This window comes from Galactobacillus timonensis, from assembly GCF_900240265.1.
Classification (GTDB): Bacteria; Bacillota_I; Bacilli_A; order Erysipelotrichales; family Erysipelotrichaceae; genus Bulleidia; species Bulleidia timonensis.
In genome coordinates, this window is sequence record NZ_LT964739.1 from 1,362,271 (window position 1) to 1,377,604 (window position 15,334).

11 protein-coding genes and 1 riboswitch are annotated in these 15,334 nt (G+C 53.0%); of the genes, 5 read left to right on the forward strand and 6 right to left on the reverse strand.

Annotated elements, in window-relative coordinates:
* Positions 1 to 5: 5 nt before the first annotated feature.
* Complete coding sequence (gene ade / locus C1714_RS06420) at positions 6 to 1,781, reverse strand: adenine deaminase (protein ID WP_102342407.1); 1,776 nt, start codon at positions 1,779 to 1,781, stop codon at positions 6 to 8.
* Between the two features lie 22 nt (positions 1,782 to 1,803).
* Entirely contained in the window at positions 1,804 to 3,078 is a 1,275-nt protein-coding gene (locus C1714_RS06425) for an NCS2 family permease (RefSeq protein ID WP_245305066.1), read from the reverse strand.
* Between the two features lie 105 nt (positions 3,079 to 3,183).
* Positions 3,184 to 3,281, reverse strand: a riboswitch (purine riboswitch).
* Positions 3,282 to 3,409: 128 nt separating this feature from the next.
* Here C1714_RS06425 and C1714_RS06430 point away from each other — a divergent pair.
* Positions 3,410 to 4,282: a YitT family protein gene (locus tag C1714_RS06430; RefSeq protein WP_102342409.1), complete on the forward strand. Its 873-nt coding sequence runs from the start codon at positions 3,410 to 3,412 to the stop codon at positions 4,280 to 4,282.
* Positions 4,283 to 4,327: 45 nt separating this feature from the next.
* Here C1714_RS06430 and C1714_RS06435 read toward each other — a convergent pair whose 3' ends face one another.
* Genes C1714_RS06435 through C1714_RS06445 form a run of 3 tightly spaced genes read right to left on the reverse strand, consistent with a single transcriptional unit; the run spans position 4,328 to position 8,353 of the window.
* Positions 4,328 to 6,166 carry an ABC transporter ATP-binding protein gene (locus C1714_RS06435; RefSeq protein ID WP_102342410.1) on the reverse strand — a complete coding sequence of 613 codons (1,839 nt, stop codon included), beginning with the start codon at positions 6,164 to 6,166 and terminating at the stop codon, positions 4,328 to 4,330.
* A gap of 1 nt (position 6,167) precedes the next feature.
* Complete coding sequence (locus C1714_RS06440; protein ID WP_102342411.1) at positions 6,168 to 7,904, reverse strand: ABC transporter ATP-binding protein; 1,737 nt, start codon at positions 7,902 to 7,904, stop codon at positions 6,168 to 6,170.
* 2 nt (positions 7,905 to 7,906) lie between these two features.
* A complete protein-coding gene (locus C1714_RS06445) occupies positions 7,907 to 8,353 on the reverse strand; it encodes a MarR family winged helix-turn-helix transcriptional regulator (RefSeq protein ID WP_167849952.1) in 447 nt (148 codons plus the stop codon).
* A gap of 189 nt (positions 8,354 to 8,542) precedes the next feature.
* On the opposite strand from C1714_RS06445, the gene C1714_RS06450 reads away from it, so the two are divergent.
* From C1714_RS06450 to C1714_RS06465, 4 genes are all read left to right on the forward strand, one after another.
* Positions 8,543 to 9,649, forward strand: a complete 1,107-nt coding sequence (locus C1714_RS06450) for an MBL fold metallo-hydrolase (RefSeq protein WP_102342413.1) — start codon at positions 8,543 to 8,545, stop codon at positions 9,647 to 9,649.
* Positions 9,650 to 9,716: 67 nt separating this feature from the next.
* Positions 9,717 to 10,424, forward strand: coding sequence for a hypothetical protein (locus C1714_RS06455; protein WP_102342414.1), 708 nt, complete (start codon positions 9,717 to 9,719; stop codon positions 10,422 to 10,424).
* 139 nt (positions 10,425 to 10,563) lie between these two features.
* The gene (locus C1714_RS06460; RefSeq protein ID WP_245305067.1) at positions 10,564 to 10,869 is read left to right on the forward strand and encodes a metal-sensing transcriptional repressor; all 306 of its coding nucleotides are present in this window, start codon (positions 10,564 to 10,566) and stop codon (positions 10,867 to 10,869) included.
* Positions 10,870 to 10,882: 13 nt separating this feature from the next.
* Entirely contained in the window at positions 10,883 to 13,687 is a 2,805-nt protein-coding gene (locus C1714_RS06465) for a heavy metal translocating P-type ATPase (RefSeq protein WP_102342415.1), read from the forward strand.
* A 160-nt stretch (positions 13,688 to 13,847) separates the two neighbouring features.
* On the opposite strand, the gene C1714_RS06470 is transcribed toward C1714_RS06465, so the two are convergent.
* Positions 13,848 to 15,239, reverse strand: coding sequence for an ISL3 family transposase (locus C1714_RS06470; RefSeq protein ID WP_102341307.1), 1,392 nt, complete (start codon positions 15,237 to 15,239; stop codon positions 13,848 to 13,850).
* Between the last annotated feature and the right edge of the window lie 95 nt (positions 15,240 to 15,334).

The following is a 15,334-nucleotide window of genomic DNA, read 5'->3' on the forward strand; positions in this document are numbered from 1 at the left end:
GGAGTTCAGTCGACGAAGACAGGAACCACTTCCTGCGTAGCGACATCGATCATGCCGATATCGGACATCTTGATTTCCGGCGCAACCGGAAGGGCAAGCGTCGCGATCCTCAGCAGCGGATTTTCAAGCTCCGTGAGGCCGACTTCGCGATCGGCTTCCTTCATCTTTCTGGCAAGAGCTGCGGTACCTTCGGCATCGAGCTTTGAAAGAAGGCCGGCAATCGGCAGCGGCAGAAGGGCAAGAACTTTTCCGTCCTTGACCGTCACAAGGCCGCCTCTGCACTCCTTGAGGGTATTGGCGCAAAGCAGGGCATCCTCTGGCGTATCGTAGACGATCGTCAGGTTATGGGAGTCGTGCGATACGGTCGAAGCCAGGGCGCCGGTCGTGTTGCCTGTTCCCTTGACGATGGCCAGGGCAATGTGATCGAGGCCGAAGCGGTTGACGACGGCGACGAACTTGGTGTCAGCATCGGGAAGAATGATGCGGCCGTTTTCGACCTTGACCTTCATGACAGCCTTCTTCGTGATGGCGGAATAGGGTGCCGTATATTCGATGTAGTTGACAGTAACTTCGCCGTTTTCAATCGGTGTCTTAAGGACGAAATCGTCGGCGGTCAGCGGCCTGAAGTTCATCGAGTCGCGCTCTTCGATCGGATAGGTCCTGTCTTCGATGTCGGCCAGCAGCTTTCCATCTTCTGCCGTCAGCTTTCCGCCGAAGTATACCTGATGCATGTCCATTGCCTTCAGATCAGGCAGAACACAGAGATCAGCGACATAGCCAGGAGCGATGGCGCCGAGGTGTTCCATATGAATTTCGCGGGCATTGTTTATGGTGGCAGACTTGACGGCATCGATCGGATCCATGCCCTCTTTGATCGCCAGACGCAGCACATCGTTGATATGGCCGACTGTCAGGATATCTTCCGATTCGCGATCGTCGGTGCAGACATCCAGCGTATCGAAGTAGCGGGAATTCTTGAGACCTTTCCAGATCTCCTTGACGTTCTTGGTCAGGGAAGATTCACGCATATCGATGCGCAGGCCGAGTCTGTATTTTTCAAGGGCTTCAGAAGCCATGGAGGATTCATGGTCGCTCTCCGGTCCGCCGCACAGATAGGCCGACAGCATGCGGCCGGAAACCATCGGCGCATGTCCCTGCAGATAGAGGCCGTGGGCGCGGGCAACGGCAATTTCCGACAGCATACGCTCGTCGCCATGGATGACGCCGAGGAAGTCCATGATTTCGGCCAGACCAATGACGCGCTCGAGGGATGAAAGTTCTTCAACTTCTTTCGAGGTGAAGACGGCGCCTGTAAATTCTTTGCCGGGAACGGAGGGGATGCAGGATGGGATGTCGATCAGCTGACGCATCGGCAGCCCTTCGGAGCTTTCATGCATATATTTGACGCCTTCGACGCCGAAGACGTTGCCGATCTCATGAGGATCGGTGACGACGGTTGTTGTTCCCTTGGGGATGACGGCCTTGGCAAAGTTGCGCGGCGTCAGCATCGTGGACTCAATGTGCATGTGGGCATCAATGAGTCCGGGAATCAGGTACATGCCCCGGCAGTCGACCTTCTCCTTGACGGGGACGTCGATGACGCCGGGATTCTTATATTCGACATGGGCGATGAAGCCGTCGTAGACATAGACGTCGCCAAGCAGCACTTCGCCGGTGAAGACGTTGACGATGCGGGCGTTAGTGAAGACAGTGTCGCTTTCAATTTCGCCGAGAGCTGCCCTGAGCAGTGCACGTGTATCTTTCGGAAGCAGTTTGAGCATGGTTTTCTTTCTCCCCTGTGCGTCACATTACAAAATAGAGAGCCAGCGGGATGCAGAGAATATACATTGCGGGATGAATTTCCTTTGCATGTCCGGTGCATACCTTGATGAAGACATGAGCCAGGATGCCGGCTGCGATGCCGGTAGCCATGGATCCCATGAATACCGTGAACATGATCATGACAAACGGTCCGAAGGCTTCGGTGAAGTCGGAGAAGTCAATGTCCTTGAAGCCCTTGACCATGATGAAGCCGACGAAGATGAGAGCCGGGCCCGTTGCGGCATCCGGAATCATCAGAACTGCCGGCGCAAAGAACATGGCGATGAGGAAGAGGATACCGGTCGTGACAGCGGTCAGACCAGTCCGTCCGCCGGCCTCGACGCCGGCCGAAGATTCGACATAGGTTGTGACCGTGGTGCAGCCGAAGATGGCGCCGACACAGGTGCCGATGGCATCGATGAGGAAGGGCTTCTCGATGCCGGGCAGGTTGCCGTTTTCATCGAGCCAGCCGCAGCGCTGACCCAGGCCCAGCACTGTTCCCAGAGTAGAGAAGAAGTCGCCAAAGAAGGCAATGAAGATGAGGACGATGCCTTCGGCTGTCCAGATATGGGTGACATCGAGCTTCATGACGACGTTGCCGACCTCTGTGAAGTCCGGAAGAGCAGCGAAGGTGGAAGGAACGGTGGTGACGCCCATCGGGATGCCGATGATGGTTGTGACGATGATGCCGATGAGGATGGCACCCTTGACTTTATACGCAGTCAGCAGCGCGATGATGGCAAGGCCGATCAGAGCCAGGATGACAGCGGGACTTGTGAAGTCGCCCATGCCCAGGCCGCCGTTGAACGTTGCCAGGCCGGTGTTTTTGAAACCGAGATAGGCGATGAAGAAGCCGATCGCGGTGGAAATGGAAATTTTGATGTTTTTCGGAATGATGCGGACGATCAGATCCCGGACTCCCAGGATGGAGAGAACGAGGAAGATGACGCCTTCAACGAGGATGATGCCCATCGCCTGCGAGAAGGTGATGGTACCTGCCTGAATCATGCCGCCGAGCAGGAAGTTGCTGCCCATGCCGGTGGAGAGGGCGAACGGCATGTTGGAGTAGAGCCCCATCAGTATCGTGATCAGGCCCGAAATCAGTGAAACGACGACGACGAACGACTGTTTGGTGAGCACCAGGCCGCTGGCGTCAGTGAGTGCCGCTTCTGTTCCGACCATTGCCGTCGGCTGTACGATCAGTACATAGGCCATGGTCATGAAGGTGGTAAGGCCGGCGATCAGCTCTACTTTCATAGAGGTTCCGCGGTCGGAAAAATGAAAAAAATCCGCAAGTTTAGACATCTTGTTTCCCCTTTCTGTAAACGGACTGCCCACGTGCATCCGCGCTGCAGACGGGAAAAAGGTGCTTGTCTGCGCCATAGTCTGACATTTACGGTGTCAGGTAGAGACTGCCGCCCGTATCGCGGCATTATACGGCTGCTTGTGGACAATAGATATTCTAAAAGGATTTCTGAAAAAGAACAGTCTCGCTTTTTTCATAGATGTGATATAGCATTAGCGTTTCTGTATGTCTTTGGACGGTATGGAATGGTATAGTCATGGAGGCAAAGGGGCGGCATATTGTATGCAGGCATATCAAAGCGGTGACACGATTCAAACCTGGCTGATTATTGCGGGTGCGGACTTTATTGTTGCGGCAGCTGTATTTTTCTTTCTGGAGCCTTCACGCTGTGCGATTGCGAGCATTTCGGGTCTTGCGATTGTGCTTCAGAATTTCATTCCATTACCGGTTTCGACGCTGGTCATGATCATGAATGTGATTCTGCTGATTCTGGGATTCCTGTTGATCGGAAGGGAATTCGGCGTCAAGACAGTCTATACGTCGCTTCTACTGCCGGTGTTTCTTGGCGTGCTGGAGCAGCTGTTTCCGGGATACAGCTCCCTGACGGGGGATCAGATGCTGGATGCGCTCTGCTATATTCTGGTTGTTGCGGTCGGGCAGACGATTCTGTTTCATTACAATGCGTCGTCCGGCGGCACGGATATTCTGGCCAAGATCATCAACAAGTTTTTCCATCTTGAGCTTGGCAGCGCAAGTGCGGCGGCAGGCATGGTCATCGCCCTTTCTTCCGCGGCTGCCTATGATTCCAAGACGGTTGTGATCTCGGTCCTCGGTACGTATTTCAGCGGCGTGATCCTGGATAATTTCATCTTCGGCTTCGGTCTGAAGCGAAGAGTCACAATTGTGACACATCATGAACAGGAGCTGATTCAGTTCATTCTCGATGACCTTCACAGTGGCGCTTCGGTGTATGAGTTCTATGGCGCCTATAAAGGTGAAAAGCACCGGGAGGTCGTATGCATCGTGGACCGGGCTTCCTATCAGAAGCTGATGAACTATGTGCAGCAGACGGATCCGACCGCATTTGTAACGGTCTACAATATTTCCAGCATTCGCTTTGTTCCGTTGAATGACAGGCATGCGGGCATCCAGTAGAGGATGCCCGCATGTTTTCATAAGGCTGGTTGTTGTTTGTTGGTGCTAAATGGTCTCGGCATTGACGAACTGGCTGTTCCACAGGCTTGCATAGAAGCCGTTGGCCTTGATCAGATCATCATGTTTACCCTGTTCGACGATCTGGCCGTCCTTCATGACGAGGATGAGGTCGGCGTTGCGGATCGTGGAAAGACGGTGGGCGATGGTGAAGCTCGTCTTGCCGTGCATCAGGTGGTCGATGGCGTTCTGTACCAGCTGCTCCGTACGCGTGTCGACCGAGGAGGTCGCTTCATCCAGAATGAGAAGCGATTTTCTGGCTACGAGAGCACGGGCAATGGTCAGCAGCTGTTTCTGACCGGCAGAGAGGTTTGTATCATCCTTCAGTACGGTGTCATAGCCCTGCGGCAGGGAGCGGATGAAGTGATCAATGCCCACAACCCTGCAGGCTTCTTCTATTTCTTCCTCACTGACGCCGGGGCTGGCATAGGCTATGTTGTTGCGGATGGTGTCTTCAAAGGTCCATGTGTCCTGAAGAACCATCGAAAACATGCGATGAACGTTGGCACGAGTCATGTCCTTTGTGTTCATGCCGTCGATGGAAATGGTACCGTCATCGATTTCATAGAAGCGCATGAGCAGGTTGACCAGTGTCGTCTTTCCGGCCCCGGTGGGGCCGACTATGGCCACATTCTGCCCGGGGCGAATGTGGATGGAGAAATCCTTGATGATCGGCTTGCCGGGTACATAGCTGAAATCAACATGGTCGAAGCTGACGGCGCCGGCGGTCGGGATAAAGTTATTGACCTTGTTGGTTTCCGGATCCATTTCCGGTGTTTCCAGGAAATTGAAGATACGCTCAGCAGCGGCTGCGCAGCTCTGCATGTTCGTGATGGCCTGGGCCAACTGAGCCAGCGGCTGTGTAAACAGTTTGACATAGGCGATGAAGGCGACAATGACACCGAACGTAATCTGCCCGCGCTGTACAAGGAGGGCGCCGACGACGCATACCAGCAGATAGCCGAGATTGGATACAAACTGCATCAGGGGCATCAGGATGCCGCCAAAGAACTGGCTCTTCCAGCTGTTTTCATACAGTGAATTGTTGAGATGCGTGAATTCGGCTTCATTTTCCTGTTCTGCGCCGCTGGTCTTCACAAGCAGATGGGCGGCATAGATTTCTTCGATATGGCCGTCAATGGCACCGAGGTAATAGGAAGTGCCCTGGAAGTATTTTTGCGAAGAAGCGATGATGCGCCGGATCAGAAGGAAGCCGGCAAGACTCGTGATGATGGCCGTCAGGGCAAGGGTCACGTTGGTCTGGAACATGAAGATGGATGATCCGATGAAAAGGACAATGGCACTGACAATGTCCGGGAGCGCCATCTGCAGAGCATCGACAATGGTTTCGACGTCGTTGGTGGTGCGCGAGATCAGGTCGCCGAAGCTTGACGAACCAAAGGCGGACAGAGGGATGCGGTTGACCTTGCTCGAAATGTCATTGCGCATTTGACGCCCCATGGCCTGGGCAGCGGAAACCATGAGGAAGCTCTGGCCGTAGGTCAATGCGAAACTGAGCAGATAGCAGGCGGTCAGGAAGATACCGGCGCTGCGGATGGCATCAAAGTTGAACGCGCCCGTCTGCATGCCTTCGCTGATGAGATCGGTGATGGAACTGAGACTCCCCGGACCGAGAAGTGAAAAGATGGCGCCGGCAATGGCTGCGACAGCAGAGCCGATGATCATCCGGCGGCAGCGCTTGGCATAGTGCACCAGACGCAGGAAGGCGCCTTTGAAGTCTTTCGGCTTTTCGACGGCTTTGTTGCGCATTCCTCCGAGGTTGTTTTTGAAGTTGATTGAACCGAGCTGATAGGGATCTTTTGCCATGTTATGCCTCCGTATACTGGGTTGCGGCAATCTGCTGGTAGAGGGAGCAGTTCTTCAGCAGCTGGCTGTGTGTTCCCTGGCCGACGATTCTGCCCTCATCGAGGACGATGATGTCGTCAGCGTCGCGGATTGTTTCGATGCGCTGTGAAACGAGAACGGTTGTGATGCCTGCCGTTTCCTTCTTCAGGGCTGCGCGCAGGGCGCGGTCCGTCTTGTAGTCAAGGGCGGAGAAGGCGTCATCGAAGATATAGAACTCGGGCGTGCGCAGAATGGCACGAGCGATGGAGATGCGCTGTTTCTGGCCGCCGGACACATTGGATCCGCCGCGGGCAATCGGGGCATCATCCTTTCCTTCCATGCGGTCGGTAAACTCGGCAGCCTGCGCGATTTCCAGCGCCTGGTGGGTGTCCATCTTTGATTCATGCTTTCCGTAATGGACGTTGGAAGCGACGGTTCCCGAAAGCAGCGTCGCTTTCTGGGCGGCATAGCCGATGCGGCTGCGCAGTTCCTTCTGGGCGATGTTTTTCACATCTACGCCGTCAACGAGGATTTCACCTTCATCGGCGTCATACAGGCGGGGAATGAGGTTGACGAGAGTCGTCTTTCCGGATCCGGTGGAGCCGATGATGGCGAGCGTCTTTCCTTTTTCGACCTTGAAGCAGATATCATCGAGCGCCTTGCGGCGGGTGCCAGGATAGGTGAAGCTGACGTGACGGAATTCGAGGCAGCCTTCCGGGGCAGGTGAAACGGGATCTGCAGCATCCTTGATGGAAGGCGAATGGCTCAGCACTTCCTTGATACGGTCCGCCGAGATCGCTGCCCGCGGGTACATGTTCAATGCGCCGTTGAGGTTCATGAAGGACTGAATGAGGCTGGCCGTATACGAGGAGAAAACGACCATGGAGGAGAAGACCGTAAGCTGTTCGGCGGCTCCGGCGGCGGCAATCATGGAGGCGCCGGTGAGATAGATGCCCGCCATCAGCATGTTGGAGGTGAACTTGATCGCCGGCCGCATGAGGCTCATGGCATGGTGGGCTTTGCGTTCACTTTCGGCCAGAACGTCATTTTCGTGTTCAAACTTCTGTTCCTGATAGTCTTCGGCGTTGTTGGCGCGGATGACATAGATGCCGGTCAGATTTTCGCGAAGTACGCGGCTGAGACGGTCGGTGTATTCCTGACGCTTGCGCAGACGGGGATGGGCATAATTGATCAGAAAAATGATGATCAGCCACATGAACACCATGGCGATGACTGTGAGCTTGGTCCAGGCGGGATAGTGGTTGGCAATCTTGACCATTGCCCATACGGCATAGGTAACAGCCATGATGGCAAAGCGCAGGCCCCTGGAAAGGAAGTTCTGTATCTGGGTCACATCGTTGGTGGAACGGGTAATGAGCGAGGCCGTGGAGAAGCTGTCCATCTCTGCCAGCGAAAAGGCTTCGATGTGTTCATAGATCTTTTTACGCAGATCTCTGGAAAAGGAGGCGGACAGTTTCTCGGAAAACAGCTGGGCAAGGATTGCGCTGGCGGCAGCCGCCAGGGCACATCCAAGCATCAGTAGTCCGCTGTGTACGATGTCAGACGATGTTCCGCTGCCGGTTTCGACGAGTTCCGTGATCATCTCCATGTAATCGGGCATGCGAAGGGTATAACCAACCTGCCCCAGGACAAAGATAACCGTCAGAACCAGAAGGAAATACTGGTGACGGGTCATAATCTGTTTCATTAAACGGAACATAGTCAGTCTTCCGCTTCCTTTTCTATACTGCGACAGTACGCTGACACTTTGCTGAGAAGGGCATAGAGCTGTTTCTTCTCTTCTTCATTCAGACAGCCAAAACATTTTTCGGCGGTCTTACTGCGCTTGTTATGGAGCTTGATGGCGGCTTCTATACCTGCTTGCGTGAGATACAGTTCCTTCTGGCGCTGGTCTTTGGGACTGTTTTTCTTTTCAAGCAACTCCATCTTTTCAAGTTTCTTGATGGCGACGGTCAAAGACTGGGGCCTGATCTCCAGTGTTTCGGCCAGCTGTTTCTGTGTGATGCCCGGATGATGGCGCAGTACATTGAGCATGCGGCCGTAGCCGTGCAGTTCTTCGGGGTCATCGGCCGGGTCTGAGAAGCGGATTCTTCGGACGGATCCGTGGATGATGCCCAGCTGATGGAGCAGATCTTCATCGATTTTCATAAGTCCTCCTCGCATTCTATTTAATAAGGTATCTTATAATAAGATATATTAATAAATGGGATGTGCAACTGTTTTTTTTACCTGCTGCGGATGGAAATTCAGAATTTTCATCCGGGAGGGTGCGGATTCTGGTCTTCAAACGGTCAGGTTTTTGTTTAGCATAATGAAAAGAAAAGTGAGGGATTGGATATGCCGGGAAGTTTTCGGAAGTCGCCGTTGTACTACGGGATGCCGCGTCCGATTCATAGTGATCTGAAGGACAGGCGCATTGTTCAGGAGGCGGAACATCCGGTTCGCTGGAGCTTCATGAAGATTCTGCGGGAGTTCAGCACGCTGAAGCAGTTCTATCCCGACATCAATCCCTATACGGAGGTCTATCAGGTACGTGACAATACATGGGCACTGTACAATGACAGCTTTGACGGTGCCGGCGATGTGTGGATGTATCTGGTCAACGGGCCGAAGAAGGCGCTGCTTGTGGACACGAGCTTCGGCGTCGGCGATCTGAAAGGGCTGATTCATAAGCTTGTCGGTGACAAGGAACTGATCGTGGTCAATACGCATGCACACTTTGATCATGCCTATGGCAATGCACAGTTTAATCGGGTGTACTGCCATGAATATGAGGCGGCAGATCTAAAGACAAAGAATAATCCGGACATTTGGGACTATCTTTTCAATCAGACGGGACATGATCTCGATGTCTGGGGAGAGACGGTTCATCCGGGTGAGCCGGTGTATACGAAGTTTGATCGGAAGGATATCATTGTGGATCTGGACCATAAGGAAAGCTACCGGCCGTATGAGATTGTCGGTGTTCCGGATGGATATCTGTTTGATCTTGGTGATGGGTATGAGGTGGAACTGGTACATCTTCCGCATCATACGCTTGGCATGAGCGGCTATTACGACCATGTGACGCATTGTCTTTTTGCGGGTGATCTTACCGGTGGAAGAGGTGTGAAAGCCGGTACTCCGCATGGTGAGTACGGTACGGTTGAGGCACTTCACGATGCGTTGAAGAAGCTGCAGCCGAGGTTCCCTGAGATCTCCGGTGTCTTCCCAGGACACGGGGCATGGGATGTTTCACCGGTATGTCTGCAGTATCTTCTGGATACGACGGAGAGGATCATGAAGGATCCGGAACATCCGGACAAGATTACGAAGTTTACGACGCCGGATGGTGTGAAGCACGTGAGTGCGGCACGTCTGATCGAGCAGTGGACAGCACTTCGCTACAATCCGGAGCGGATCTTTGAGAGGCAGTTTTTTGAGGATGTGCCGCAATCAGTCTGAACGGGAGTGAGCGATCATAGTGATCGCTTTTCTGCATTATGGAGACAGTTGCGGGTACAATCCTGTTATGAGTGATTTGTTGAGGACTTCGCTGCGTGTTCTGGAGGATTCGCTTCCGGCTTCGCTGGAAGCGATCTATGCCTGGAATCTCAAGCATGGGTACGATGTGGAACGGATCGGGAAGTATTCGTATATTTCCTTCGCCATTCCGCTGTATGAGGATACGGAGCGTCTGATCGTTTTCGTGTATGCGGATGGTCAGCTGATTGCGGATTTTTCGGGCTTTCATGGTCCGGTCGGGACGATCCTGTCGGATACGGAATTCATTGAGGTGTGCCGGCGGGAGTCGGACTGGATGGATCTGGAGCAGCTTGTGTTCATGAACTTCGCCTTTGACGCAAAAGCGGATGATGAGGTGATGCTCGTGGGAAGCTCCTATGTGTCGCTGGCATGGCGCAGGCAGGGGATCTTCCGGGAGATGGAACGCTGTGCACAGAGATTTGCGCTTCGTACACATATGGAAGAATGCAGATATATCTGTGTATTTTCTCTGGACCCGGATGTGCCGTGCTACGGGCCGGATGCGGTGGATGAGCCGTATGTATATTCCTTTGAGCGTGATGAGCCGCTGCGCAATCGCAACATGCAGATCCTGGAGAAACTCGGCTATCAGGAATATGATGTGGATTTTGGTGAAATCGGAGCGGATGGTGCGAAGCATCGCTTCGCCTGGAAGTCAGAGATGGTTGCGGCAGAGGAAGCGGGACAGGCTTAGCAGTAAAGCAGACCGGGGGACGCGATGGTTGAATCCTTTGTACCGGCCTGCTTTTTTAGTGCGTCACTTGACATATACGGCACGGGGGTATATAAAAGATTCCGGAAGATACCGGCCGGGGGTATCTTGGAGAACAAGTATGGCAAAAGAAAGAACGATGAAGGAAATGCACCACATGCCGCGTACAGAGGAAGAAAAAAAGAATCTTCTGGTTCGTCTGCGGCGGGCGGAAGGTCAGATCCGGGGCATTGAGAAGATGGTTGAGAATGACATGTACTGTCCCGATATTCTGATTCAGGTCAGTGCGGTGCAGAGTGCTTTGAACAGTTTCAACAAGGAACTGCTGACATGCCACCTGAAGGGGTGCGTTGCCCAGGATGTGCGCAATGGCAACGATGCCAGCCTGGATGAGCTGGCGGAACTGATGAAGAAGCTGATGAAATAGAAAAGAGGGGCTTATGAAGCAGTACATTATCGGAGGTATGTCCTGTGCCTCCTGCCAGGCGCGTGTGGAAAAGGCTGCGGGTGCGGTTGCCGGAGTTGATTCGGCTGTCGTTTCGCTGCTTACAAATACGCTGACGGTGGAAGGTGATCCTCGGGACGCTGACATTATCAAGGCAGTAGAAAATGCCGGTTACACGGCAAAGGTAAAAGGCGCCCAGGCCAAATCCGCTCAGGGTGAGTCGGCCAAGCTTGCGGCCGAAGAGGATGCCCTCAAGGATACGACGACGCCGAAGCTGAAGAGGCGGCTGTGGCTGTCGATCGGCTTTGTGCTGGCGCTCATGTACATTACGATGGGCTACAACATGTGGGACTGGCCGCTGCCGTCGTATTTTACGCATAATCATCTCGGTCTGACGCTGACGCAGATGCTGCTGGCGATCGCGGTGATGCTGATCAACAAGGATTTCTTTGTTTCGGGATTCAAGAGTCTGTTCCATGGCAGTCCGAATATGGATACGCTGGTGGCTCTTGGTTCTTCGGTATCCTTTGGCTGGAGTACGTTTGTGTTCTTCAAGATGTGCGGCATGATCACAAACGATGCTTCGAACATGGAACTGATGGAGCTGTATCATAACGATCTCTACTTCGAGAGTGCGGCGATGATTCCTGCCTTCATTACCATCGGAAAGATGCTGGAGTCGATGTCCAAGGGACGTACGACGGATGCTCTGAAGAATCTGATGAAGATGGCACCGAAGACGGCGACTATCCTCAAGGATGGCAAGGAGACGGTCGTCAGTGTCGACGAAGTGAAGGCGGGCGATATCTTCGCGGTCAAGCCCGGGGAAGCAGTTCCGGTTGACGGCATCGTGGAAGAAGGAACCAGCGCCATTGATGAAAGTGTTCTGACCGGTGAATCTCTTCCGGTAGATAAGGGCCCTGGTGATAAGGTGTCGGCTGCGACAATCAACAGCTCCGGCTATCTAAAGGTCAGAGCGACCCGGGTTGGTGAAGATACAACCTTTGCGCAGATTATTCAGATGGTATCGGATGCGGCCGGAACCAAGGCTCCGATTGCGCGGATTGCAGATCAGGTTTCAGCAGTATTTGTGCCGGCTGTTATTGCCATCAGTGCCGTTGTACTTGTGATCTGGCTGATTGTCGGAGCGCCATTGGCAACGGCTTTGAGCCACGCGATTGCGGTACTTGTCATTTCCTGCCCGTGTGCACTTGGACTTGCGACACCGGTTGCGATCATGGTCGCTAACGGAATGGGTGCGAAGAACGGCATCCTCTTCAAGACTTCGGAAGCGATGGAAAATGCCGGCAAGGTACAGATCATCGCCTTTGATAAGACCGGAACGATCACGAAGGGGAAACCGACAGTTACGGATATTCTTCCTGCGGAAGGAACCAGCGAAACACAGCTTCTGCAGTCTGCACTGAATCTTGAGGCCAGGAGTGAACATCCTCTGGCGCAGGCTGTCGTTCAAAAGGCGGAAGAAGAACATCTCAGTGCACAGGATGTCACAGACTTCCAGGCGCTGAGTGGACATGGCGTTCAGGCCCGGCAGAATGGAAAAACTCTGTATGGCGGGTCGATGAAGTCGGTACAGGGCCGGATGAAGCTGGATGATTCCTGGATACAGAAGGCCGATGCACTTGCTTCGCAGGGCAAGACGCCGCTGTTCTTTGTGGAAGACGGCAGGCTTGCCGGCGTCATTGCCGTGGCGGATGTGATCAAGGAAGACTCTCGCAGCGCAATTCAGCAGCTGCAGGCAATGGGCATTGAAACCGTGATGCTGACGGGCGACAATCAGCGGACGGCGGAAGCGATCGGAAAGCAGGCCGGTGTTCAGAAGGTAATTGCCGGTGTGCTTCCGGATGAGAAGGAGGCTGTGATCCGTAAGCTTCAGCAGCGTGGTAAGACGGCGATGGTCGGCGACGGCATCAATGATGCGCCGGCATTGACCCGCGCGGATATCGGCATTGCGATCGGCAGTGGAACAGATGTTGCGATCGACAGCGGCGATATCGTTCTGATGAACTCAAAGCTGTCGGATGTTGCGGCGGCGGTTCGTCTGTCACGGCAGGCGCTGCGTACGATTCATGAAAACCTGGTGTGGGCGTTTGCGTATAACGTGGCTTTGATCCCGATGGCTGCAGGTCTGTACCGTGGCATCTCGATTTCACCGATGTGGGGTGCGGCGGCAATGTCGCTGTCCAGCTTTACGGTATGCATGAATGCGCTGCGCCTGAACCTGTTTGATGTTCATTCATCGAAGCATGATAAGCCTTTGAAACATCAGGCACTGCCGGAAACGGAGCAGCCTGTGACAGCCTGCCCGCTTCCCGCAGAACCGGCTAAGGAAGAGGCATCGATGACCATCGGTGTTGATGGAATGATGTGCGAGCACTGCGAGAAGGCGGTTGCGGATTCACTGAAGAAGATTGACGGCGTTGTGGACGTGCATGCGGATCATGAGGCGAAGAAGGCGGTCGTATCATTTACGAAGCAGCCTCGTGAAGAAGAAATGAAAAAGGCAGTCGAAACTGCCGGGTATACATATACGGGAATCATCGAAGAAAACAAGGAGGATACGAAGATGACCAAGACAGTGGATATTGAAGGAATGATGTGCGAGCATTGCGAGAAGCGTGTCAAGACGGCGCTGGAGGACGTTGACGGCGTTGTTTCGGCGGACGTTTCCAAGGACCGCAAAAATGCGATCGTAACCCTGAGCAGGGACGTCAAGGATGAGGATCTGAAGAAGGCTGTCGAAGCACAGGATTACAAGGTGCTCGGCGTACATGCCTGAATGAAAAAATTGGCGCTTTTGAAATGTGTGGGGTTAGAGTCAAACCGGAGCGATAAATCTCTGGGGTAACTGGCGCCCCATAATCATGAACTCAGCGCCCGAGTCATCTGAAGTAAGACATGACCTTACAACTGGTTTGAACAGCTGTGAGGCCAAGTTTTTATTTCGCCGTTTTTGTGACATTCGAGTGTATCGGGTTCAATGAGTAGGTCGCATCCTTGTCCAGAACGTACATGAGGCGGTTGCGGAATCTGTCCCAGTTGTGATAGCCGTTCGCATTCTTCTTGATGCACTTACAGATTGAGTTTCGGTTTTCAATGATCGCATTGGTCATCCGCTTATGATAGGCATTGGGTTTGCCGGTCTTGGAATCGACCTTGTAGATGTAGCCGTAGGTAGTAAGAGAATTGATGATTTCGGTCCGCCATTTGGTCAGTGTGCTGGCGAAGTGACGCATTTCCGGTACCTGAGACTTCCTGAACTCCGTAATCAGTTCGTTCAGTTTCTGCTCCCTATCGTTGGGCGTGGCGGTCTCATAGTAGTCGTATACTTTTTCTTTCAGATTCCATGACTCCATCAGCTCAGGGCTTATTTTCAGGAGCTTCTCGCGGAGATCATAGTAGTTAATCGGAAATTTGAAATGATTGTTATATCTTCTCTGTCCGTTTGGATCGAACAGCTTCTTACCATCTTTTGTGCTGCTGTCGGAATGCCTGTAGAGAATCCAGTTGAACTTCTTGAGAAGATAGTATTCATCGGAACCTTTTGTGGTTCCTTTCATGGCACGGATTCGAACACTGTCGGTCTGGCGTCCCAGTTCCTGGCAGAGATGGAATCTGTCCACGATACCGATACTGTTCGGGAAACACTTCTTCATGACCGTTCGATAGGTATCGTACATATCGAAGGAACAGGCTTTGACTTTCTTCCGCTCTTCCAGCGGGATCTTCATAAAGTAGCTGAGCAGCCGATCTTCCCGTCTGGAGTTCAGGAAATCAATGGGCGTCTGTCTCTGGAAATCCATAAGAACACAGACGAATTTCTCGCTGTAGTTGCGGAAGGCATAGACTTCATCAAAGCTGATCATCTCCGGCAGAGGTTTCCTGGGAAGACTGACGTGATCATCAAACAGATAGGCAGCTGTGGCAGGAGAGAGATGATACCTGCGCGCAACGGAAGAGAATGTCTCGTTATAGTTCTTCAGATCCGTGAGCACTCTCTGAACCGTGAATGCGGAGATACTCATACTGCCAAAGGAGAATGGATTCTTCTCTGCATAGGTTCGATGACATACCGGACAGACATATCGTCTGGCCCGGTAAAGCAGCGTACATTTACGATCAGAAAGAACACTGTGCGTAATCTTCTTCCAGTAATAATCTTTGATCCTTGGAGTTTTACAGCCGCATTCCGGGCAGGGCTCATAGTGCGGAACGAGCCGGACTGAGATCTGTGCATTTCCATTCAAGTTCTGATACTGGAAGTCCTCCACATCACTGTCTTCCAGGCCGAAGAGCTCCATGATGTCCTCTTTATTCGTGTTAAGAGACATACCGATGACCTCTGATTCTGCAGGGAATCGATTGAATACCGTATACCATGCATGAATTCCTTTCCGGAAAGCCGAATCAAAATGATGAACGAAGG